The sequence below is a fragment of the Rathayibacter sp. AY1A4 genome, assembly GCF_002930955.1.
Taxonomy (GTDB): Bacteria; Actinomycetota; Actinomycetes; order Actinomycetales; family Microbacteriaceae; genus Rathayibacter.
Genome location: NZ_PSTN01000005.1, coordinates 1 through 22,889, shown reverse-complemented (window position 1 = coordinate 22,889; position 22,889 = coordinate 1). Strand labels below are relative to the sequence as shown.

Genomic DNA, 22,889 nt, shown 5'->3' with positions numbered 1-22,889 from the left:
CTCCGTCGGCCTCAGGAGGCGGAGCGGCTGAGCGTCAGCGCGGCCTGCTCGCGGGTGGCGTAGCCGCACTCCTCGGCGAGGCGGGCGAAGTCGGCAGGGCCCCGCCGCCGCAGGCCGATCCGGCGCCGGAGGGTGCCCGCCCGGCGCGTCTCGATCTCCTCCGCCGGCGTGCGGCCGAGGAACGCGAAAGCCTGCGCGAGCATGCGGGGGCAGACGAGCAGCTCCCGGGCGAGCACCGCGGCGGAGAACGCCGGGTCGCGGTGGCGCGCCTCGATCACCGGGATCGCCTCCGCGTAGACCTGGTCGGCGCTCCGGGTCCGGACCCGCGGAGCGCTGTGCTCGACGATCCCCTCCAGGAGCAGTTCGCTCGCCCGCCTCACGCCGGCGGCCCCGAGCACGGCCGGATCGCCCTCGATCAGACTGTTGGCGAGGGCACGGGCAGGCGTCCAGACCGACTCGCGCACCGGCACGACCTCGTTGATCCGCTCGCGGACCCACCGGTGCTCGAGCACGGCGGCGTCGAAGCTCCAGGTGTACGAGAGGGTGGGCCGCCGGTAGTCGATGCGTGCCGCGGTCCTCGCCTCGAGGACGAGGACGCTGTTCGGCACCGCCTCGAGCGAGCCCTCCTCGAGGATCATGTCTCCCCCGCCCTCCACGATCAGGGACACGTGCACCTCCTCGGACTCGGCAGCCCGGTCGAACGCCGGCGGACGGTCGACCCTGATCCCCTCCGGCGCCCAGACCCGCGTCACCCGGAGGCCCGGCCCGTACGCAGCATCCCAGCGGAGTCCCCGGGCGCCCGCCTGCGGCTCGTCCCACGCGCCGATGAACTCCTGCATCCGCTCCTCTGCGGCCCCCATCTCCCGCCTCCTCCGCGTCGAAGGAACAGAATCCCTCATCTGTCGATCACCGCCGGACGTTCGCACGGATCTCCCAGGCCTCCGCGCCTCGCGCTCGGAATCCGGCCGCACGCCGCCGCCGGACCGGGAGGACGGCCACGGGGACCGTCCCGGTCAGCGGCGCTGGGAGAGCCGCCACAGCGCGCGGCGAGCGCTCCCCTCGGAGGCGAAGCCCGCCTCCTCGGCCGCGCGCGCGAAGTCGGCCGTCGCCAGGGACCGCCCGCCGATCAGGAGCAGGAGGGTGCCCGCCCGGCGCCGCTCGAGCTCGTCGTCGGCCGTCCGCCCGAGGAAGGAGAACGCGCGAGCCAGCGTCAGCTCCGACACCAGGAGCTCGCGGGCGAGCCGGGCGGCGGTGAAGGCGGGATCGCGGTGGCGCTCCTCGATCAGGGCCATGGCCTCCCCGTAGACGTCCTCGGCGCGGGGACGCCTGCGCGGTGCGGAGCCCTCGACCAGCTCCTTCAGGAAGGCCTCGCCCGCCCGGGCGACGGCGGGCTGCTCCGCCAGAGCGGGGTCGCCGTCGAGGAGACCGTTCATCAGCGCCCGCGCCGGGGCCAGGAAGCAGCCGGCGACGGGCAGGACCTCGCCGAAGCGCTCCGTGATCCAGCGCTGCTCCAGCGCCCGCTCGCCGAGCACCCAGGCGTAGATCACGGTCGAGCGGGGGAAGCGCGCCCCGGTCCGCGGCTCCGCGTCGATGACCACCAGATCACCACTGCCGCACTCGAGCATCCGTCCGTCCTGTCGGATGCGTCCTCCGCCCTCGACGACCAGCAGCAGATGCGCGCCCGGCGGGCAGCGCGACTGCGGCTTCTGCTCGAGAACGCAGCCACCGGGGATCCACAGTCTGGCGATCTCGAAGCCGAGCGAGCCCGTCGCCTCGACCCGCAGTCCAGAACGGGCCTCCACGCCGTTCCAGTGCTCGGCCATCCGCCGGTACATCTCGGCCGATCTCGACCTCATCGGGCGCCCCCTCCTCGCGGGCACGCTGACGCCTCACCACGGGAGTGATTCGCAGCCCGCGCGTGCTCCGTTTGTCACCGGACCGGTCACAGCGGACGGCTGCGCTCCCGCTCATCGCACCGGCGGCGCCCCGGCGGCGACGGGCGACCGACGGGAGCACCCGGTCGGGAGGGCTGTCGCGACTCGGAGCGGCGCCGGAGCTCACCACTCCCTCCTCACGGCAGCGCCACTTCCTCCTCACCTGCCCCCGAGCGCTTGGGCCGACCGCCCGCCCGCGGGAAGACTCCCCAGCGGTACGGCGCCCGTCGTACCCGCCGAAGCGGCCGAGCGGACGACGACCGTCCTCCGAGCAGGCCGCCGGCGAGAAGACAGACCGAGGAGCTTCACTGTGACTTCCGACAACTCTCCCGCTGAGCAGGGTCCGCTGAGGCGACGCACCGTCGTCGCCGGCGCCACCTGGTCCCTGCCCGTGATCGCCGCAGCGACGGCCACCCCGGCCGCCGCCGCCTCTGCCACGCAGACCCTCGTGTTCAGCTCCATCCCGACCATGATCGCGTGCACGCCCAACACGGCGCCGATCACGCTGACCCTCACCGGCGGCAACGTCGCGAACGTCCCTGTGCGGGTGAACACCCCGCCCGGCTTCCGCTTCGGAGGGAGCGGGACCGACACCTTCGTGACCGACGCGAACGGAGTCGCCACCATCCCGGTCGGCGGCGTCATCGCGGGCCCCTCGACCGGCTCGGCCCTCGCCTTCGGCGGCTCGGCGAAGACGAACGCCCCGTTCCCGGTCCGCCAGACCGGCGACCTGCAGTACAGCACGGGCCTCGCCACTGTTCCCGAGAACTCCGGATTCATCCACACCTCCTCGCAGGGTGTGAACGGCAATGTCTCCGTCAAGGCGAACGGCGACATCTGGCAGTACCGGCGGTCGGACGGCTGGCAGAAGCTCGGCACGGGCGCCTCCATGGAGCCCAGCACGTCCGGGCTCACGCAGCAGCCGGACGGAACCTACAACGCGCACTGGATCAAGGACGGAGTCCTCCAGTACGGCAAGGCGCTCGCGACCGTTCCGAACAACTCCGGATTCGTCCGCACCTACGGTCAGGGCGCGGACGGGAACGTCTCCATCAAGGCGAACGGCGACGTCTGGCGGTACAACCGCCAGGCCAACGAGTGGACCCTTCTGGGCACCGGCGCCAGCACCGAGCCGAGCGCGGCCGGCATCTCCGCGAACGTGGCCGGGACCCTGAACGTCCACTGGATCAAGAACGGAGTCCTGCAGTACGGCACCGCGACGGCCACGGTGCCGACCAACTCCGGATTCGTCCGCGTCTACGGCCTCGGCACCCGCGGCACGATCGCCGTGAAGTCGAACGGCGACATCTGGCGGTACAACCCGCAGGGGAACGTCTGGGACCTGATCGGCACCGGAGCCAGCACCGAGCCGAGCGCCGCCGGGCTGACCCAGCGGCCGGGCGGGACGTTCGAGATCCACTGGATCAAGGACGGGGTCCTGCAGTACGGCACCCGGCTCGCGACCGTCCCGGAGAACTCCGGGTTCGTCCGCACCTACGGTCAGGGAGCGGATGGGAACGTCTCCGTGAAGGCGAACGGCGACATCTGGTACTACAGCCCGGCGCAGAACACGTGGACCAAGATCGGCTCCGGTGCCAGCACCGGGCCCGATGCGGCCGGGATCACCGCCCAGGGAGACAACACGCTGAACCCCCACTGGATCAAGGCGAGAACCGACTGCCGCTGATCCGCGCCCGGCGGCCCTCTCCGCCCGCGTCCTGCCGGACCGCGGGCGAGGAGGGCCGCCTCCGCCCTCCCGCCGAGGACGGGCGCCTCGTCCGAGGAGGAACGCGCCACGCCGTCTCGGCGCCCCTCCCCCGGCCTAGCGTGGTCACCGCCCGCGCACCCCGTCCCCGCTGCGAAGGAGCCCGGTGACCGCTTCCGAGCAGCCGGCCGCCCCGCGCGGTCTCGTCGAGACGCTGCAGCTGAGCGGTCCCCGCGTGGAGGCGTGGCTGAGGAGCCTCGGCTGGGCGAGCGACGGAGCTCCGCCCCTGCATCTCGCCGGGGACGTGCTCGCCGTCGACGGCTTCCGGCTGAGCCGCCTCTGGCACACACCCGGCACCGTCCGGACGGACCCGCCCCTCCCTGCCCTCGACCGGGCCGAGGTCGACCTGATCGTCCCGGTCGCCGGCGAGATCGTCGTCGACGGCCCTCTCGAGGCCGCTCGTCTGCGGCCCGGCGGGCTCGCCCTCCTCCGGGGCGACGACTCCGCTCGGTTCCGGGCGGAGGAGGACTCCGCCTGGCTGGCGCTGAGGACGTCCTGGGGCAGGCTCGGCCTCACGAGCGCACAGTCCGGCGGGCCGTCCTGCACGCTGCTCGCCGCCGACAGCTACAGCGGCGCCTTCGTCTCCCTCGTCAACGCGACCCTCAACGCGGACCTCTCGGCGGGCGATCCCGGCTTCAGCGAGCTGCGCCGTGCGCTCGAGGCGACCGCGTCGGCTCTCATCAAGCAGAGCCTCCCGCCCGCCCGTCCGGAGGACGGACTCGAGGGCGTCCTCCTCCGCGCGATCGCCGTCATCGACGCGGAGGCGGGCGATGCGGACTTCACCGCCGGCGCTCTCGCGATGCGTCTCGGCGTCTCACGGGCGACGCTGGACCGCGCCTTCCACCGCCGGGGCACGACCGTGGCGGCGACCCTCCGCGAGCGGCGCGTGCACCTCGCCGCGTCGCTCCTCGCCGCGAGCCCCTCGCTCTCGCCGTCGGCTCGCGCGGCTGTGGCCGACCGGGCCGGCTTCCGGACGCTGAGGGCGATGGACCGTGCGCTGAGCCGCTCGCGCGACGACGACCGCGGCTGATCCGGCCGGACATCGGCGGCTGCATCGCTCCTGGATGCTCTCGGAATTCGTCGAACCGGTTCGCCTCTTCTCCGGATGTCGAGGAATTGATCCGGATAGGCTCTTCACGTTGACGTCAACATAGTGTTACCGTGAACATTGCCGCGTACGAAGCCGGCACACTCCCTCCCCTCAGCAAAGATGCCGACCCTGGAGCAAAGCGCGATGAAGCCTTTCCTGCGACCACTCGTCCTCGTGACGGCCGTGGCCCTCACCGTCCCTCTTCTGACGGCCCAATCCGCGAGCGCCGCTCCCTCAGACAGCCTCGTCCTGCGCTACGCGCTCGACGAGACGAGCGGCACGACCGTCGCCGACAGCTCGGGCAAGGGCCGCACGGGCACGCTCGTCAACGGAGCCGCTCCCCGCGGGGCCGCGGGCGTCGCGCTCGACGGGACCGACGACTACGTCAAGCTGCCCGACAACCTGCTCGCGGGTCTGAACTCGATCACGGTCAGCACCGAGGTCCTGGTGAACGCGAACCAGGGCACGCCCTACTTCATCTGGGGCCTCGGCAACACGACGAACGGCGCTGGGAACGGCTACCTCTACACGACGGGCAACGGCTACAAGGCCTCGATCGCCACCGGCAACTGGACCACCGAGCAGACCGTCAACTCCAACGCGAACCTCGCGCGCAGCGTCTGGAAGACCCTCACCTACACGCTCGACGACGCGAGCGACACCGCACGCCTCTACCTCGACGGCACCCAGGTCGCACAGCAGACCGGAGTGACCATCACTCCCGCCGCGATCGGCAACGGCACCACCACCGCGAACGCGATCGGCCGCTCCGTCTACACGGCGGACAAGACCCTCGCCGGCTCGGTCCGCGACTTCCGCGTCTACAGCACGGCGCTCAGCGCGGCCGACGTCGCGACGCTCCAGGCCCCGGACAGCACGCGCGTCTCCCGCGACTCCGCCGCCCTGGACCTCGGGAGCCTCTCCTCGGTCTCCGCGAACCTCACCCTCCCGACGACCGGCCCCAACGGCTCCGCCATCGCCTGGGCCTCGAGCAACTCCGCGGTCGTCTCGACCAGCGGAGTGGTCACGCCGCCCGCGAACGGGGTCGCCTCGGTCGAGCTGACCGCCACGACGACCCGCGGCTCGGCCACGGCCATCCGCACCTTCACCGCCACCGTGCCCGCCAAGGACGTTAACGCCGACGCCCAGAAGGCGCTGGACGCCCTCTCGATCGTCAACTCCGGCGACGTCCGCGGCAACGTGACGCTGCCCGCGAAGGTCGGCTCCTACGATGTCGCCTGGGCCTCCTCGAACACGGCCGTGCTCAGCACGACCGGCGTCGTGAAGCGCCAGTCCGCCGCCACGCCCGTCACGCTCACCGCGACGATCGCCGGCACGACCGCGACCCGGCAGCTGCCCGTCACGGTGACCGCGGCTCCCGCGAACCTCGACACCGAGTACGACGCGGGCTACCTCTGGACCCACTTCGCCTCGACCGACTACGAGAAGATCTACTTCGGGTCCAGCACCGACGGCCTGCACTGGTCGAAGCTCAACAACGACAAGGCCGTGCTCGCCAACCTCGGCGGCACCCTCGGCGTCCGCGACCCGCACCTCGTGCGCTCCCCCACCGGCGACGAGTACTGGATCATCGGCACCGACCTGCACGCGGAGGGCACCGCTCCCGGCGGCACCTGGGATCAGGTCAACGCGAGCCAGAAGCTCGTCGTCTGGCGCTCGACCGACCTCGTGAACTGGAGCGACCAGAGCCTCGTCTTCGCCGGAGCGGCGAACGCGGGCAACGTCTGGGCACCCGAGGCGATCTGGGACGAGACCACCGGCCAGTACTACGTCTACTGGTCGGGCCGCGACAAGACGCAGGTGAACACCGACGACTGGGCGCTGCGCGTCTACGTCAGCACCACCCGCGACTTCGTGAACTTCTCGACCCCGACGGTCTGGCTCGACGAGAACTCCTCGACCAACAACGCCGACGGCCCGAACATCATCGACACGACCATCGCGAAGGAGGGGAGCACCTACTACCGCTTCTCCACCTCCGACTGGCGCACCGTCGTCGACAAGGCGACCAGCCTGGCCGGCCCCTGGACCCGCGTCATCGCTCGTGGCGAGGAGAAGTCCCGCGGCCTCTCCGACCACCTCGAGGGCCTCACCGTCTACCAGCTGCCCGACGGCCGCTGGGTCGTCATGGGCGACTCGTTCGGCTACTCCGCCTACGTCACCGACACCCTCGCGGACATGCGGTTCACGGCGCTTCCCGTCGGCACCACCGGCGCGAACACGTACTCGTTCTCGAAGCCCTTCCGCCACGGCTCGGTGCTCCGCCTCTCGAGCGCCGAGGAGGCGCGCCTGACGGCCGCCTACGGCACCAGCAGCACCGGCCCCGCCGCGAAGCCGGTCAACGCGGCCGGCGAGATCCTCCGCTACACCTTCGACGGCGGCTCGGGCACCACGGTGCGCGACAGCTCGGGCAACAACCAGAACGGCACGCTGCCCTCGGGCGGCACCTGGAAGGACGGCGCCCTGCAGCTCGACGGCACCGACGACTACGTCAAGCTGCCGAACGACCTGCTCGCCGGCGTGACGGACCTCACCATCCAGTCCGACGTCTGGATCGACCCCGCGCAGGGCGGCAACTACTTCCTCTACGGCCTGGGCAACACCACGAACGGGGCCGGCGACGGCTACCTCTTCACCTCGGGCAACAACTACCGCACCAGCATCGCGACCGGGAACTACACCACCGAGCAGACCGTCGCCGGCGGCTCGGCCCTCCCCCGCGGCACCTGGGCGCACCTGACGTACACGCTCTCCGGCACCACCGGCACGATCTACCTCGACGGAGTGAAGGTCGCCAGCGGCACCGTCACGACCGACCCGAAGGACATCGGCGGCGGCTCCACGGCGGCGAACTACATCGGTCGCTCGAACTACGACGCCGACAACCGCTTCCGCGGCCAGATCCGCGAGTTCTCGGTCTACAACCGGGCTCTCAGCGCCTCCGAGGTGCTCGCCGCCTCCGGCAACACGTCGGCCCTGGTCGACCTGTCGCTCAGCGGCGACGTCATGAAGACGGCCCCGATCGTCGACTCGGCGAGCAGGACGGTCACCTTCCCGGTGAAGCCGGGGACCGACCTGACGAAGCTCACCCCGACCTTCTCCACCGCGGCGGGAGTCACGGCGAGCCCCGCCTCCGGCTCCGTCCGCGACCTCTCCACCCCGCAGACGGTCGTGCTCACGCCCGCCGCCGGCGGCACCGCGACCACCTGGACCCTCAAGGCCGTCGTCATGAAGTCCCCGGTCCTCGCGGGCCTGAACGCCGACCCGAACATCGCGGTCTTCGGCGACACCTACTACCTGTACGCGACCTCGGACGGCTTCGCCGGCTGGGGCGGCAAGACCTTCTACGCCTGGTCCTCGAAGAACCTCATCGACTGGACCCGGTCGGAGCAGCCCTTCCTGACGCTGGACGGCGCGAACGGCAATGTGCCGTGGGCGACCGGCAACGCCTGGGCGCCGACGATCACCGAGAAGAACGGGAAGTACTACTTCTACTTCTCCGGCGAGAACTCCTCGCTCAACCGCAAGACGATCGGAGTCGCGGTCGCGGACAGCCCGATGGGCCCGTTCACGGCGCAGCCGACCGCGATGATCACCAACGGCGAGTCCGTGCGGTCCGGCCAGGCGATCGACCCCGCCGCGTTCACCGACCCGAAGACCGGCAAGAGCTACCTCTTCTGGGGCAACGGCGACCCGCTCTACGGCGAGCTGTCCGACGACATGCTCTCGATCAAGACCGGCACGATCAAGAAGATCAGCGGCCTGACCGACTTCCGCGAGGGTGCGTTCCTGAACTACCGCGACGGTCTGTACCACCTCACCTACTCGATCGACGACACCGGCTCCGAGAACTACAAGGTCGGCTACGCGACCTCGACCAGTGTCGACGGACCGTGGACCTACCGCGGCGTGGTCCTCGAGAAGGACCCGTCGCAGGGCATCCTCGCCACGGGCCACAACTCGATCGTCAACGTGCCCGGCACGGACGACTGGTACATCGCCTACCACCGCTTCGCCATCCCCGGCGGAGACGGCCAGCACCGCGAGACGACGATCGACCGGGTGACCTTCGACAAGACGACCGGTCTCATGCAGAAGGTCGTCCCGACCCTCACCAGCGTCGCGGCGCAGACGATCGTCGACACCGCGCCGCTCGCGGCCTCGATCACGGGGAAGGCGACGGTGGGCAGCACGCTGACCGCCTCCGCCTCCTCCCCGTGGACGGCGACCGGCTTCCAGTGGAAGCGCGGCGGGACCGCGATCAGCGGGGCGACGGCGTCGAGCTACACGCTCACCGCCGCCGACCGCGGAGCGACGATCTCGGTGGCCGTGACCGCCGCGAAGCCGCAGTGGACGCCGGCGACGGCCTCCGCCTCCGTCGGTCCCGTGACCGACTCGGCACCCGCGATCGCCGTGACCACGACCTCCACGACGCGCTGCGTCGCCGGGAGGATCGTCGTCACCGCGACCGCCACGAACCCGAACGCCTTCGCTGCGAAGATCGTGATCGGCACGACGTGGGGCTCCAAGAGCTTCGCCGACGTCGCTCCCGGCGCCACCGTCTCGGCCGCCTTCACCACCCGGGCGACGAGCGTGACCGACGGATCCGCGACCGCCACGGCGACCGCGTTCGTCAACGGGAAGCCGGCCACGGCCTCCTCGACCGCCCCCTACTCCGCGGCCGGCTGCAGCTGACCCGCGGGCACGACCCACACCCACTGAGATCGAGCCGGCGACGACGCCGGCCGGAGAACGGAGAACACCCGACATGAACACCCGATCCCTTCTGATCCGCGGAGCCGCCGGACTGGCCGGAGGCGTCCTCCTGCTCGGAGTCGCCGGAACGGCCTTCGCCGCCGACACCAACTACGGCAGCGACGACGTCGACGTCAACGTCGACATCGCCGACCTCCCCGGGACCGGCGCCCTCTCGATGACCGTCGCCGGCGACTCGACGACCCTGGCCGAGGACGGCTCGGACAACGTCCGCCGCCAGTTCACCGGCACCCTGCCGACCGTCACGGTCACCGACACCCGTGACGCCGAGGACGTCTCCCCCGACTCCGCCTGGTACGTCCTCGGCACCGCCGACGCCTTCACCTCGGCCGACGGCTCCATCATCGGCGCCGAGAACCTGGGCTGGGCCCCGGCTCTCGTCGACGGCGGCGACCTCGGCGAGGTCGCCGCGGGCCAGGTCGTCGACACCGCCATCGACGGCGGCGCCAACGGCCAGGGCCTGAAGAACGAGGAGCTGCTCGCGATCGTCGCCAGCAACTCCCAGCAGGTCAACCCCGAGGGCTCCTGGAGCGCCGACGCCGACCTCTTCCTCCGCACCCCCGTGAACGTGGACGCCGGCGCGTACTCGTCCACCATCACCCTGTCGCTCTTCGAGTGACCCGTCGCGGCCGGGGGACGCACTCCCCCGGCCGCGATCCCACCACGGCCGACGCGGCCGGGCCCGCCCGCCCGGCCGCGTCGTGCTTCCCCCGTGCGACCATGAGGTTCTGATGACTGCTCCGCGCCGCTCCGCCGCTCCCCGCCGCCCGCTCCTCCCCGCGCTGCTCGCGCTGATCGTCGCCCTCCTCGGCGCGGGCGTCGCTCCGGCGGCCGTCGCGGCCGACGGAGCGATCACCTGGGCGGTCAGCCCCTCCACCGACGGCGTCCCCGACAAGCGCGCGTGGGTCGAGCTCGAGCTCGCCCCCGGCGCGAGCGCCTCGGACGAGGCGGTCGTGCGGAACCTCAGCGACCAGCCCGTGACCTTCAGCATCACCAGCGCCGACGGCTACTTCACCGACACCGGCCGCTTCAACATGCTGAACTCCGACCAGGAGTCGGTCGACGCCGGGCTGTGGATCTCCGCCCCCGAGACCGTGACCGTCGATCCGGGCAGCAGCGGCGTGGTGCCGTTCACCGTGACGGTCCCCGACAACGCCACCCCCGGCGACCACGCCGCCGGCATCGCCGCCTCCGTGCTCTCGCAGGGCACCGAGGCAGGAGGCGCGAACGTCGGAGTGGAGAGCCGCATCGGCTTCCGCGTGATGACCCGCGTGACCGGCGAGGTGACCCCCTCCTTCTCCGTCGAGGACCTGGCCAGCGACTACCGCCTCTCCTGGAACCCGTTCCAGCCCGGCTCCCTCTCGCTCGTCGCCGACGTGGTGAACACCGGCAACGTGCGCCTGCTGCTCGACGGCACGGCGAGCGCCCAGGGCGCCACCGCCCCCGTCGTCGCGGCCGACGCGCCCCAGCAGGAGCTGCTGCCCGGCGACCGGCGCAGCGTCTCGGTGCAGCTCGACGGCATCTGGCCCCTCTTCGGAGTCGGCGCCGACCTGACCATCGCACCGACCGTCGCCGCCGCCGATCAGGAGCCGGTCGCCACCGCTCCCGTGACGGAGTCGATCACGGTCGCCGCCGTGCCGGTCCCGCAGCTGCTCGTGATCCTCGGCGTCGCCCTCATCCTCGCGGCGCTGCTCGCCGGGCGCTCGCGCTCGCGCCGCCGCATCGCCGCCCTGGTGCAGCAGGCCAAGGAGGAGGGCCTGCGCGAGGGCGCGCGCGTCTCCTCCTGAGCGCCCCCTCCGCTCGCTCCCTCCCCCTCCGTGCCGCCGAGGGGACGCCGGGCCGTCGAGAGGACCCGCTACACCGGGTTCCCTCGGCGGTCCAGGGTTCCCTCACCGCGCGGCCATGCGTCAGAGTGAGCGGATGACCACCACCTCCCTGGAGGCGCCGACTCGGCGTCTCGGCCTCATCGCGCTCATCGCGACCCTCGGCGGCCTCCTCTTCGGCTACGACACCGGCGTCATCAACGGCGCCCTCGAGCCGATGTCGGCCGAGCTGGGCCTCACCGCGCTGACCGAGGGGGTCGTCACCAGCTCGCTCCTCTTCGCCGCCGCGATCGGCGCGATCTCGGGCGGACGCCTCGCCGACGCCCTCGGGAGGCGGACCACGATCCGCCTGCTCGCCGTGCTCTTCCTCGTCGGCGCCCTGGTCTGCGTCGTGGCGCCGGGCTTCGGCGTGATGGTCCTCGGGCGGGCGGTCCTCGGACTGGCCGTCGGCGGCGCCTCGGTGGTCGTGCCGATCTACCTCTCCGAGATCTCCCCCTCCGAGATCCGCGGATCGCTCGCCGGCCGCAACGAGCTGATGATCGTGATCGGCCAGCTCGCCGCCTTCGTGGCCAACGCCGTCATCGGCACCGTCTGGGGCGAGCTGCCCGGCGTCTGGCGGATCATGCTCGCCGTCGCCGCGCTCCCCGCCGCAGCGCTCCTGCTGGGCATGACCCGGGTCCCGGAGTCGCCGCGCTGGCTGATCGCGCACGGCCGCCGCGACGAGGCGCTCGGCGTGCTCACCACCATCCGCACGCCCGACCGGGCCCACGCGGAGGCGGAGACCATCGCCCGCTCGATCGGCGCGAAGGACGGCCCGAGGATCCCCCTGCTGCAGGCGCTGCGCGAGCGCTGGGCGGTGCGCATCCTGCTGGTCGGCATCGGGATCGGAGTCGCCCAGCAGCTCACCGGCATCAACTCGATCATGTACTACGGCCAGTCGGTGCTGAAGGAGGCGGGCTTCGACCACGACGGCGCGCTCGTCGCCAACATCGCACCCGGGGCGATCGCCGTGATCGGCGGCCTGATCGGGCTGCGGCTCATGCAGACGATGAACCGCCGCACGACCCTCCTGCTCGGCTACTCCCTGACCACCGCGATGCACTTCCTGATCGGCATCGCCTCCGTCGCGCTCCCCGTGGGGAACCCGGCGCGACCGTACGTGATCCTGGTGCTGGTCGTCGCGTTCGTGGGGAGCATGCAGACGTTCCTCAACATCGTCACCTGGGTGATGCTGTCCGAGATCTTCCCGCTGCGGATCCGCGGCGTCGGCGTCGGCATCGCGATCTTCTGCCACTGGATCACGAACGCGGTGCTCGGCCTGTTCTTCCCCACCCTCGTCTCCGGCGTCGGCATCACCGGAACGTTCTTCCTGTTCGGCGCCGTCGGCCTGCTCGCGCTCGTCTTCATCTGGAAGCGCGTGCCCGAGACCCGCGGCCGTGCCCTCGAGGAGGTCGAGGCGGGCGTCGTCTCCGGCGAGCTCCTGCGCCGCTGACGCCCGTCCCCGGGATCCGCCTACTGGTAGGTGACGAGGTCGGGGAGGGGGCGGACCTCGGCCATGGTCTCGGCGGGGGTGAGCATGGGCGTGTCCTCGTCGTAGAAGTTCTTCCAGCCCCAGCCGATGCCCTCGGGGGCGCCCTCGTGCAGCGCGTCCCAGGTCGCCTGCTTGTCGGGCTGCGAGCCCTGGCCGTCGACGTGGATGAGGAACTCCAGCTCGGGCCGGTCGCGACGGATGCTGTCGCGGTCCTGCAGCATCGACAGCCGGAACTGGTGCAGCACGAACATCTTCGGCGGCAGCCCCTCGCTCTGCACCAGGTCGGCAAGCCACTCCGACACGCTGTCGACCTCGGCGGCCGAGACGCGCCCGATCTGCTCCAGCGGCTTCTGGCCGGGCAGCAGGCGCCACTCCGGGTCGAGCGCGAGGCCGACGTTGGGCAGCGTCAGCAGATCCGCGTACTGCTTCGCCTGGGTGAGGAAGTCGGTGAGCCCCGACTGCAGGTCGAGCACCACGTACATCCCGGCCGCCTGCGCCGCGTCGATGTAGGGGCGGATGTCGGCGGCGTCGAGCTCGTTGGAGTAGTCGCCGTCCTTGCCGGGATCGCCCGCCGCGACCGTGGTGATGATCTCGAGGCTCGGCACGACCTGCTTGTCGGTGAGTGCCCGGTACGGCTCGGCCACCGCCTCCGCCCGCGCGATCGTGGGCTCGAGGCCCTGCTCCCCCAGCACGCCGAGAACGGGAGCGCCCGGAGTGCCGTAGATCGCGACGAAGAGGTGCCCGCCGAACATCCGCTGGCCGCCGCCCGGCAGCTGCCAGCCGCTCGCGGCTGCGCGCACGGCCCACTCGGGCTCGGGCTGGGCGGCGAGCACGGGGCCGAGCAGCAGCGTGCAGGAGGCGTCGGCCTCGGCGATCGCGGTCACGGCTCCGCCCGAGGCGAGCAGGTCGTCGCCGTCGACCACGGTGACGGGCACGCCGGCCGCGCGGGCGGTCGCCAGCGCGGCGATGTCGGCGTCCTGCGCGCGGGCGAGGGCGTGCAGGCCGGTCAGGGCGTCGGCCCGGGCCGGGAGGGCGCCGAACGGAGCGTCGGAGGCGGTGGACGGCGCGGCGGCGGCGAGGTCGGCGAGCGCCAGGTCGGTCACGGTCAGGCCGGACGCGGTGCTGAGGGCGGCCGCGTCGGAGGCGGAGGCGACGACGTCGACGCCCTCGGGCGCGGTGACGTCGCCGATCGCGAGCACGCGGGTCACGCCGAGGCGGGCGAACTCGGCGGCGAGGGCGTCGGAGGTCGGAGCGGTGGAGGACGGAGCGGCGGACGGGGTCGCGGAGTCGGACGGGCCCCCCGGATCGGACGGCGTCTCGGAAGCCGTGGATCCCGCGGCCGCGGCGTCCGCGGACGGGGCAGCCGTCGCTCCGGATCCCGCCGAGCCGACCAGCAGCGGCACGCCCCAGGCGATGCTCACCTGGGCGGCGCGCAGGCGGGACTCGGCGACGTCCTCGACCAGGACGACCAGCGGAGCCGCGGCGAACAGGGCCGCGCTCGCGGCGAGCGCGTGCGGGGCGAGCGCCACCGGCCCGCTCGGAGCCGCGGTGCGGGTGCGGGGCGCCTCCTGCTGGGCGTCGTCCGGAGCGGAGGAGTCGGGCGTGCAGGCGCTGAGCAGCGGGAGCACCGCGAGACCGCCGATCACGACGCTGCGGCGCGAGAGCCCGGAGCGGGAGGGGACGGAACGGGGTGTCGAGGGCATGGCAGGCCTCTCCTCTCGGAGCCCGATCGGGGCTCTCTGGTGCGTGGCTGGTCCTCTCGACTATCGCAGGCTCGGCGGCGGTGAGCGCCGAGCGGGCCGTCCCGGGCGCGCCTCCGAGGCCGTCCGGACAGGCAGAAGGGGAGCGGCGCCGCAGCACCGCTCCCCTTGGAGAGGCTGGATCAGACCGTGCGGGGAGCCTTCGCGAGGTTGGCCTCGAGCTCCTCGCGGTTCTGCCGCACCACGTAGGCGGGGCGGTCGCGCTCGACGCGCCACGACTCGCTCAGCGGCGTGATCGCGACGGTGTCGAAGCCGATCCGGTCGTAGAGGTCGGTCACGAAGTGGATCGCCTCGGGGTAGTCGCTCGACGTCGCGAGAGCGCGGCGGTCGGGCGTTCCGGCCGGGGTGCCGTCGGTGGTGATGTCGGCGGCCATGATGTGGTTGAACGCCTTGACGACCTTCGACTCCGGGAGGTGCTGCTGGAGCATCTCGCTGGTCGTGGTCTCGCCCTTGTCGAGCGCCTCGATGCGGCCGTCGCGCTCGAAGTAGTAGTTGTTCGTGTCGAGGACGATCTTGCCGGCGAGCGGGGCGACCGGCACCTCCTCGAGGTTCTTCAGCGGCACCGTCACCACGGCGATCTCGGCGGCCTCGGCCGCCTCCTGAGCCGTGGCGGCGCGGGCCTTCGGGCCGAGCTCCGCGATGAGGTCGGCGAGGGTCTCGGGGCCGCGCGAGTTCGCGATGACCACCTCGTCCCCGAGGGCGATGACCGCCCGTGCGACCTGGCTGCCGATGTTGCCTGCTCCGATGATTCCGTACGTCGTCATGCTGAGGAGAACGCGGAGGGTGCCCCGGCATTCCGCTCCGCGGCGTTCTCCCACGCCGCACCCAGGTGAGCCCGTGCCTCCAGTAGCCTCGGTCCTCGGGCGCCGCTGCCCGAGAAGGAGTCCGTGATGCCGCAGTACGACCTCCCGCTCGACCTCCTCGAGCAGTACGCCCCCGAGATCGCCGAGCCCGCCGGGTTCGCCGAGTTCTGGCGCGACACGATCGCCGAGGCGAGGGCCGTCACGACCGAGCCGCGCCTCGAGCGGGTCGACGCCGGCTTCGGACTGCTCGACACCTTCGACGTCACCTACTCCGGCTTCGGCGGCCACCCGATCCGCGCGTGGCTGATCCTCCCCCGCGGCGTCGAGGGCCCCCTCCCCGGGCTCGTGACCTACATCGGCTACGGAGGCGGCCGCGGGCAGCTCGCGGAGTGGACCGCGATGTCGGCCGCCGGCTACGCGCACCTGGTCATGGACACCCGCGGCCAGGGGTCCGGGCACCGCTCCGGAGCGACGCCCGACCCGGTGGGCAGCGGGCCGCACGTCTCCGGCTTCATGACGCAGGGCATCGAGTCGCCCGCGGAGCACTTCTACCGCCGCGTCTTCACGGACGCCGTCCGAGCGCTCGACGTGCTGCGTGCGCACCCCGCGGTCGACGCCTCCCGCGTGGCCGTCTCGGGCGGCAGCCAGGGAGGCGGGATCGCCCTGGCCGTCACGGGGATCCTGGGCCTGCTCGGCGAGTCGGAGTCGGCGCGCGCCGCGATCGTCGACGTGCCGTTCCTCTCCCACATCCCGCACGCCGTGCGGCTCGTCGACACGATGCCGTACGGCGAGATCGTGCAGTACCTGCACACCCACCGCGGCGCCGAGGCGCGCGTGTTCGACACCCTCTCGTACTTCGACGGCACCTCCTTCGCCCCCTACGCGCAGTCCCCCGCGCTGTTCTCAGTCGCACTCCGCGACGACATCTGCCCGCCGTCCACCGTCTACGCCTCCTACAACCGCTACGCCGGACCCCGCGAGATCCGGGTCTACCCCTTCAACGGCCACGAGGGCGGCGAGGCGTTCCAGATCGGCGAGCACGTGCGCTTCCTGGGGCGCGAGCTGGCGTAGGAGGAGGCGCCGGCCGGTCGGCGGACGGGGGCGGTGCGCCCCGGCGCATCACCCGTTCCGGCTCTCGATCATCGCGCTGCCGATGCGGTCCTCGAGGTCGGCCAGCTCGTCGAGGACGTCGCCGACCACCCAGACCTGCCGGGCGCCTCGACGGGCGTCGCATTGTGACGCCGTGCGTCGCGCTCGGTACCCGTTCGCGGCTCCGCTGGGCACTATCGACTCCATGACCCGCCAGATCCGCTTCAACGCCTTCGACATGAACTGCGTCGCCCACCAGTCCTCGGGCATGTGGCGCCACCCCCAGGACCAGTCCTGGCGGTACAAGGACCTCTCGTACTGGACCGACCTGGCGAAGCTGCTCGAGCGCGGCACGTTCGACGGCATCTTCATCGCCGACGTGCTCGGCACCTACGACGTCTACGGCGGCTCGAACGAGGCGGCGATCCGCCACGGCGCGCAGGTCCCCGTCAACGACCCGATCCTCCTCGTCTCGGCGATGGCCGCCGCGACCGAGCACCTCGGCTTCGGCATCACCGCGGGCACCGCCTACGAGCACCCGTACCCGTTCGCGCGGCGCATGTCGACGCTCGACCACCTGACGAAGGGCCGCGTGGGCTGGAACGTCGTCACCGGCTACCTCCCCAGCGCCGCCCGCAACATGGGCCACGAGGACCAGCTCGAGCACGACGACCGCTACGACGTCGCCGACGAGTACCTCGAGGTGCTCTACAAGCTGTGGGAGGGGTCGTGGGAGGACGACGCCGTCGTCCGCGACCGCGAGTCCGGCGTGTTCACCGACCCGGCGAAGGTGCACGAGATCGGGCACCGCGGCAAGAACTTCACCGTCCCCGGCATCCACCTCTCTGAGCCGTCGGTGCAGCGGACCCCCGTCATCTACCAGGCGGGAGCGTCACCGCGCGGCATCCGCTTCGCGGCGGGCAATGCGGAGGCGATCTTCGTCGCGTCCTCGACGAAGGCCGGCCTGAAGGCGACCGTCTCGCGCATCCGCGACGCACTCGAGGCGGCCGGCCGCGACCGCTACTCCGCGAAGATCTACACGCTGCTCACGATCATCACCGCCGAGACCAGCGAGGCCGCGCACGAGAAGCACCGCGACTACCTCTCCTACGGGAGCGAGGAGGGGGCGCTGGTCTTCATGTCGGGCTGGATGGGCATCGACCTGTCGCAGTACGACCTCGACGAGCCGATCGGCAACGTGAAGAGCAACGCGATCCAGTCGGCCGTCGCCAACTTCCAGGAGGCGAACGAGGACGGCTCGGAGTGGAAGGTCCGTGACATCGCCAAGCTCAGCGTGATCGGCGGGCTCGGCCCGTTCGTCGTCGGCTCGCCCGCGGAGGTGGCCGACCACCTGCAGGAGTGGGTCGAGGAGACCGACGTGGACGGGTTCAACCTCGCCTACGCGATCACGCCCGGCACCTTCGAGGACGTGGTGGAGTTCATCGTGCCGGAGCTGCGCCGCCGCGGTGCGTACCCGGAGGAGTACGTCGAGGGCAGCCTCCGCCAGAAGCTGCACGGCCGCGGCGACCGGCTGCCGGAGGAGCACCTCGGCGCCGGCTTCCGCTACGCGCCGGCGGCGGTCTGACGACAGGGGGCGCCGGGCGGCCGGTGGGGGCGGGGGTCTCCACAGGCCGGTCCGCGGCCACGCCGGACGCACGAGCACCCCGCCGCGATGCGCGACGGGGTGCTCGGGAGTGCGGAGGGGCTCAGCCCTCGAAGGTGGCGTCGAGCGTGATGTCGACTCCGGTGAGCGCCTTGCTGACGGGGCAGGTCTCCTTGGCCTCGTCGGCGGCCTTGAGGAAGGCGGCCTCGTCGATGCCGGAGACCTCGCCGCTCACGATGAGCTTGATGCCGGTGAGCTTGAATCCGCCGGCCGAGTCCGGGCCGAGCGAGACGTCGGCGCGGACGTCGAGCGCCTCGACGGTGCCGCCGGCCTGGCCGAGGACGGCCGAGAACTGCATCGCGTAGCAGGCGGAGTGGGCGGCCGCGAGGAGCTCCTCGGGGCTGGTCGAGCCGTTGGCGTCGTCGGCGGCGCGCTTGGGGAACGAGACGTCGTAGGTGCCGATCTTCGAGCTCGAGAGCTCGACCTGGCCCTCGCCGGTCTCGAGCGAGCCGTTCCAGGCGGTGCGTGCGGTACGAGTGGGCATGAGTCCTCCTTGGGGGGCGGGGAGAACCGTAGAACGATCGTTCTCCCCTGATGCGCCGAGCCTAGGTGGAACGCGCGGCGTCCTGCAACCACCGGCCTCGGACCCTCGGCGAGATGCCAGTCCGGCGCGCCTCCGTCGGCGTGTCGCGTACGGGAGCGGCCTGTCGCGGAGGAGAGGACGGCCGCCAGGTCAGTGCACGAGCTTCAGGCCGACGACGCAGCCGACGATCCCGAGGACCAGCAGCGTGCGCACGAGCGAGAAGCCCTCGCCGCCGAAGAACATGCCGTAGAGGACGGTCAGCGAAGCGCCGATCCCGACCCAGACCGCGTACGCGGTGCCGGTGGGCAGCTCGCGCATCGCGTAGGCGAGGCCGGCCATGCTCGCGACGACGCCGACTCCGAAGACGACCGACGGGCCGAGCCGCGTGAACCCCTCCGACCTGCCGAGGGCGGTGGCCCACACGGCCTCGAGGACACCGGAGAGGATGAGGACGATCCAGGACATGACAGCTCCTACGAGTCAGTCTTGTCGCGTTCCGGGTACTGCTCCCTCGTCCGGTCGCCGTCATCGGCTCCGCACAGTCTGCCCGTGCGCGCTGGGCAGGCCCTGGGCAGCACGCGACGGGGGCGGAGCCGCCGCGACCGCGACTCCGCCCGCCGCCGTCAGCGCGGCTGAGCCGGGTTCGTCGGCACTCCGTGCGAGGGCGGGTTGATCGGCGGACCGGACGTCGCCGGTGAGACCGGCGATCCGGACGACGAGCGGGACACCTCGGGCAGCGACTCCGGCACGCTGCCTGCCGGCTCCGCTCCCCCGCGCAGCTGCTCGAGGCGCGAGTGCAGGATCGTCGTCACCGGCAGGCGGTGCCCGTGCGCCTCCTCGTAGGCGAGCAGCACGCCGAGGCCGGCCTCGTCGAGCGGGCGGATGCGCTCCGCGAGCGTGCCGAGCGGGATGTCGTTCCAGTCGGGGAGCGGCAGCTCCTCGCGGGAGGGTGTGTCGGTCATTCGTGCTCCTTCCGTTCCCTCCATCCCACGCCCCGGACGGCCGTCCGCCCAGGGGCTTGACCGGTCGCGGGGCGAGCGGGGCGGTCGGGAGGGACGGTCCGGCGGAGCGGCGGCCCCGCCGGGACCGTCAGCGGATCAGGCGGTGCGGCGGGACGAGCGGCGGGTCGCCAGGTGCACGAGGACTCCGACCACGAGGAGGATCCCGGCGTAGAGCCAGACGATCGGGTCCTGCTGACTGAGGAGCAGCACGCACGAGGCGATGCCGAGCACGGGGATCACCGTCCACACGCGGAAGTGGTCGTGCTCGACCTTGTCGCGCCGCAGCACGAGCACCGAGACGTTCGTGCTGATGAACACCAGCAGGAGGAGCAGCACCACGGTCTCGGCGAGGGTCGCCAGATCGCCGACCAGGGTCAGGAGGCACGCCGCCAGCGTGGTCACCGCGATGGCCACCCACGGCGTCCGGCGCTTCGGCAGCACGCGGCCGAGCACGTCCGGGAGGAGGCCGTCCTTCGCCATGCCGTAGGTGACGCGGCTCGCCATGATCATCGTCAGCAGTGCTCCGTTGGCGACCGCGACGAGCGCGATCAGGCTGAACAGCCACGCCGGCACCCCGGCTCCGCTCGCCGTCACGACGTCGAGCAGCGGGGCGGAGGATCCGGACAGCTCGTCGGCGGGCAGCGCGATCGAGCTCGCGAGGCCGACCAGGACGTACACCGCGCCGGCCGTCAGCAGCGAGCCGAACAGCGCGCGCGGGTAGACGCGGCTGGGGTCGCGGATCTCCTCGGCGATGTTGGCCGAGGTCTCGAAGCCGACGAAGGAGTAGTAGGCGATGATCGCCGCGCCGAGCACCGCCAGCGCCGGTGCCTGCTCGGAGCTGAGCTCGACCGTGCGGGCGAGGTCGCCGCCTCCGCCCGCCACGAGCAGCGCGACGCATCCGATCACGATCAGCAGGCCGCCGACCTCGATCACGGTCATCACCGTGTTGCTGAGCAGCGACTCCGCGACGCCCCGCGCGTTGAGGCACGCGACGAGGATCAGGAAGACGATGGCCGTCGGCACGGTCGGCACGTCGAGGAAGGTGCCGAGGTAGTCGCCGGCGAACGCGAGCGACAGGCCGGCCGCGCTGGTCACTCCGGCCGCGAGCATGGCGAAGCCGACCAGGAACGAGACGATCGGGCGCTTGAACGCCCGCTGCGCGAACACCGCCGCGCCTCCCGCCTTCGGGTACTTCGTCACCAGCTCGGCGTAGGAGCCGGCGGTCAGCAGCGCGAGGCCGAGCGCGAGCAGGAGGGGCATCCAGACGGCGCCGCCGACCTCCGCCGAGAGCGTGCCCATGAGGGCGTAGATGCCTGCGCCGAGGACGTCGCCGAGGATGAAGAAGTAGAGCAGCGGGCCGGTGATGCGGCGGCGCAGGGAGGTGCCGCCGGCCTCTCCGGTCGCGGGGGCGTCGCTCGTGGTGGCCATGTCGTCCTCTCGTCGCGCGCTCGGGAGCGAGCACGACGGGCCACGCTAGGGAGGAGGGGGCCGGGAGGTCGAGAAGGTTGACCGGGCGGGGTCGAGGGCGCTACACGCGCGGGACGGGGCGTCTGCGGAGCGGGCGCCTGCGGGCCGGGCGCGTCCCCGGCCGGGCACCGCATGCCGCGCCCCGCGCCGGCCGCTAGCCGAGGACGACGTGCTCCCCGCCGCGCTGCTCGGCGATCTCCTCGCCGACCTCCTCCGCCTCCTGGCGCGACTCGTGGTGGCTCAGCGGGACCCGGGCGTGGGCGATGCGATTGTGCCAGCCCTGCTCGTCGGAGTAGGTCTCGATGGGGAGGACGGTCGTGGTGCTCATGGTGCTCCTTCGTGGTGGTCCCTCCATGGCACCTCGCGCCCCCCGCCGCTCGGGAGAGGGTTGACGCGAGCCCGTGTCTCGAGCAGGACGGAGGCGTCTCGGCGGTCCAGCAGCGAGCGCCGGCGGCGCGGCGGGTCAGGGCGAGGCCATGCCGCCGTTCACGTTGAGGGTCTCGCCGGCGACGAAGCTCGACTCGGCGGACGCGAGGAACACGTAGGCCGGGGCCTGCTCGGCAGGCTGCGCGGCACGGCCCATCGGCGACTCGCTGGAGCCGAAGTCGGGCAGGCTCTCGGGGTCGACGCCGCCGCTCACCTGCAGGGCGGTCCACGTCGGGCCGGGCGCCACGATGTTCACGCGGATGCCCTTCGCGGCGAGCTGCTGCGCGAGGCCCTTCGAGAGGTTGTTGATCGCGCCCTTCGTCATCGCGTAGTCGAGGCGGTCGGGGGCGGGCTTGTGCGCCTCCGCCGACGCCGTGTTGATGATGGTGGCGCCCGCGGGCAGGTGCGGGAGGGCCGCGCGGATGATCCGGAACGGAGCGAAGACGTTGACCGCGAAGGTCGCCTCGAACTGCTCGTCGGTGATGTCGAGCAGGTCCTCCTTCCATATCTGCTTCCCGGCCACGTTGACCACCGCGTCGAGCCCGCCGAGGCCCTCGACCGCCTCCGCCACGAGCCGCGTGCAGTACTCGGCACTCGTGAGATCGCCGGGGATCGGCACGGCGGTGCGCCCCTCCGCGCGGATCAGCCCGATCACGTGCTGCGCGTCCTCCTCCTCGCTCGGGAGGTAGGCGAGGGCGACGTCGGCCCCCTCGCGGGCGAAGGCGATGGCCACGGCTGCGCCGATCCCGGAGTCGGCTCCCGTGATGAGCGCGCGGCGGCCCGCGAGCCTGCCGGTGCCGCGGTAGCTCTCCTCGCCGAGGTCCGGCACCGGGGTCATCCGCGACTGCAGCCCGGGCTCGGGCTGCTGCTGGACCGGCGGAGTCACGTCCGGGTACTGGGTGGCGGGGTTCGTGAACGTGTACTGGTCGGGCATTGCTCCTCCGTCCGCGGCACCCGGATCGGGCCGCTCCCCTCCATCCCAGGCGAGCCGCGCCTCCGGGGCCACCCCGTGCACGGGCGGGCGGCGCTGTGGTAGCCGGCGCCGCGCCTGCTCGGAGGACCGGCACGGCGACCCGGACGTGCCGGTGCTCTGCTCCGCGGATGAACACCGGACGACAGTGGGCTCCCCCGCGCGCCGACGCCGCGCGGGCGTGCGAGGCTTGATGGTCGTCCCCCTCCCGACCACCACGAAGGAGCACCATGAGCACCACGACCGT

General features: G+C 72.3%; 19 protein-coding genes and 1 riboswitch. Of the genes, 8 read left to right on the top strand and 11 right to left on the bottom strand.

Going from position 1 to position 22,889, the window contains the following annotated elements; genetic code table 11:
- Positions 1 to 11: 11 nt before the first annotated feature.
- Together C5B92_RS04570 and C5B92_RS04565 are read right to left on the bottom strand one after the other, a co-directional pair.
- Positions 12 to 860 (bottom strand): hypothetical protein, encoded by an 849-nt coding sequence (locus tag C5B92_RS04570; RefSeq protein ID WP_104255596.1) that lies wholly within the window; start codon positions 858 to 860, stop codon positions 12 to 14.
- Positions 861 to 1,013: 153 nt separating this feature from the next.
- A complete protein-coding gene (locus tag C5B92_RS04565) occupies positions 1,014 to 1,856 on the bottom strand; it encodes a hypothetical protein (protein WP_104274335.1) in 843 nt (280 codons plus the stop codon).
- Between the two features lie 388 nt (positions 1,857 to 2,244).
- On the opposite strand from C5B92_RS04565, the gene C5B92_RS04560 reads away from it, so the two are divergent.
- The 6 genes from C5B92_RS04560 to C5B92_RS04535 all read left to right on the top strand — a co-directional run bounded on the left by C5B92_RS04560 (position 2,245) and on the right by C5B92_RS04535 (position 12,901).
- Positions 2,245 to 3,621, top strand: coding sequence for a hypothetical protein (locus C5B92_RS04560; protein WP_104255594.1), 1,377 nt, complete (start codon positions 2,245 to 2,247; stop codon positions 3,619 to 3,621).
- A 184-nt stretch (positions 3,622 to 3,805) separates the two neighbouring features.
- On the top strand, positions 3,806 to 4,729 hold the full coding sequence (locus tag C5B92_RS04555; protein ID WP_104255593.1) for a helix-turn-helix domain-containing protein: 924 nt from the start codon (positions 3,806 to 3,808) through the stop codon (positions 4,727 to 4,729).
- Between the two features lie 204 nt (positions 4,730 to 4,933).
- Positions 4,934 to 9,505 (top strand): family 43 glycosylhydrolase, encoded by a 4,572-nt coding sequence (locus tag C5B92_RS04550; protein ID WP_181028733.1) that lies wholly within the window; start codon positions 4,934 to 4,936, stop codon positions 9,503 to 9,505.
- Positions 9,506 to 9,578: 73 nt separating this feature from the next.
- Complete coding sequence (locus tag C5B92_RS04545) at positions 9,579 to 10,205, top strand: hypothetical protein (protein WP_104255591.1); 627 nt, start codon at positions 9,579 to 9,581, stop codon at positions 10,203 to 10,205.
- 112 nt (positions 10,206 to 10,317) lie between these two features.
- Complete coding sequence (locus tag C5B92_RS04540; protein ID WP_104222384.1) at positions 10,318 to 11,373, top strand: WxL protein peptidoglycan domain-containing protein; 1,056 nt, start codon at positions 10,318 to 10,320, stop codon at positions 11,371 to 11,373.
- Between the two features lie 133 nt (positions 11,374 to 11,506).
- Positions 11,507 to 12,901: a sugar porter family MFS transporter gene (locus C5B92_RS04535; protein WP_244229508.1), complete on the top strand. Its 1,395-nt coding sequence runs from the start codon at positions 11,507 to 11,509 to the stop codon at positions 12,899 to 12,901.
- A 20-nt stretch (positions 12,902 to 12,921) separates the two neighbouring features.
- Here the strand turns inward: C5B92_RS04535 and C5B92_RS04530 are convergent, their stop codons facing one another.
- Both C5B92_RS04530 and C5B92_RS04525 read right to left on the bottom strand, forming a co-directional pair.
- Complete coding sequence (locus tag C5B92_RS04530; RefSeq protein WP_104255590.1) at positions 12,922 to 14,643, bottom strand: hypothetical protein; 1,722 nt, start codon at positions 14,641 to 14,643, stop codon at positions 12,922 to 12,924.
- Positions 14,644 to 14,822: 179 nt separating this feature from the next.
- Complete coding sequence (locus C5B92_RS04525; protein WP_104227021.1) at positions 14,823 to 15,464, bottom strand: NADPH-dependent F420 reductase; 642 nt, start codon at positions 15,462 to 15,464, stop codon at positions 14,823 to 14,825.
- A gap of 126 nt (positions 15,465 to 15,590) precedes the next feature.
- On the opposite strand from C5B92_RS04525, the gene C5B92_RS04520 reads away from it, so the two are divergent.
- Entirely contained in the window at positions 15,591 to 16,574 is a 984-nt protein-coding gene (locus tag C5B92_RS04520; RefSeq protein ID WP_104255589.1) for an acetylxylan esterase, read from the top strand.
- Positions 16,575 to 16,622: 48 nt separating this feature from the next.
- On the opposite strand, the gene C5B92_RS17180 is transcribed toward C5B92_RS04520, so the two are convergent.
- Complete coding sequence (locus tag C5B92_RS17180; RefSeq protein WP_159940663.1) at positions 16,623 to 16,787, bottom strand: hypothetical protein; 165 nt, start codon at positions 16,785 to 16,787, stop codon at positions 16,623 to 16,625.
- Positions 16,788 to 16,797: 10 nt separating this feature from the next.
- Here C5B92_RS17180 and C5B92_RS04515 point away from each other — a divergent pair, with 10 nt between their 5' ends.
- Entirely contained in the window at positions 16,798 to 18,177 is a 1,380-nt protein-coding gene (locus tag C5B92_RS04515) for an LLM class flavin-dependent oxidoreductase (protein ID WP_104247810.1), read from the top strand.
- A gap of 121 nt (positions 18,178 to 18,298) precedes the next feature.
- Here the strand turns inward: C5B92_RS04515 and C5B92_RS04510 are convergent, their stop codons facing one another.
- From C5B92_RS04510 to C5B92_RS04485, 6 genes are all read right to left on the bottom strand, one after another.
- Positions 18,299 to 18,739 carry an OsmC family peroxiredoxin gene (locus C5B92_RS04510; RefSeq protein WP_104222378.1) on the bottom strand — a complete coding sequence of 147 codons (441 nt, stop codon included), beginning with the start codon at positions 18,737 to 18,739 and terminating at the stop codon, positions 18,299 to 18,301.
- A gap of 189 nt (positions 18,740 to 18,928) precedes the next feature.
- Complete coding sequence (locus C5B92_RS04505; RefSeq protein ID WP_104255588.1) at positions 18,929 to 19,243, bottom strand: multidrug efflux SMR transporter; 315 nt, start codon at positions 19,241 to 19,243, stop codon at positions 18,929 to 18,931.
- Between the two features lie 9 nt (positions 19,244 to 19,252).
- Positions 19,253 to 19,316: riboswitch (guanidine-III (ykkC-III) riboswitch) on the bottom strand.
- A gap of 85 nt (positions 19,317 to 19,401) precedes the next feature.
- Entirely contained in the window at positions 19,402 to 19,740 is a 339-nt protein-coding gene (locus C5B92_RS04500; RefSeq protein ID WP_104255587.1) for a hypothetical protein, read from the bottom strand.
- Between the two features lie 135 nt (positions 19,741 to 19,875).
- Complete coding sequence (locus tag C5B92_RS04495) at positions 19,876 to 21,207, bottom strand: APC family permease (RefSeq protein WP_104255586.1); 1,332 nt, start codon at positions 21,205 to 21,207, stop codon at positions 19,876 to 19,878.
- Between the two features lie 193 nt (positions 21,208 to 21,400).
- Positions 21,401 to 21,574 (bottom strand): DUF2188 domain-containing protein, encoded by a 174-nt coding sequence (locus tag C5B92_RS04490; protein WP_159940661.1) that lies wholly within the window; start codon positions 21,572 to 21,574, stop codon positions 21,401 to 21,403.
- 135 nt (positions 21,575 to 21,709) lie between these two features.
- Positions 21,710 to 22,606, bottom strand: a complete 897-nt coding sequence (locus C5B92_RS04485) for an SDR family oxidoreductase (RefSeq protein WP_104255585.1) — start codon at positions 22,604 to 22,606, stop codon at positions 21,710 to 21,712.
- Positions 22,607 to 22,889 lie beyond the last annotated feature (283 nt).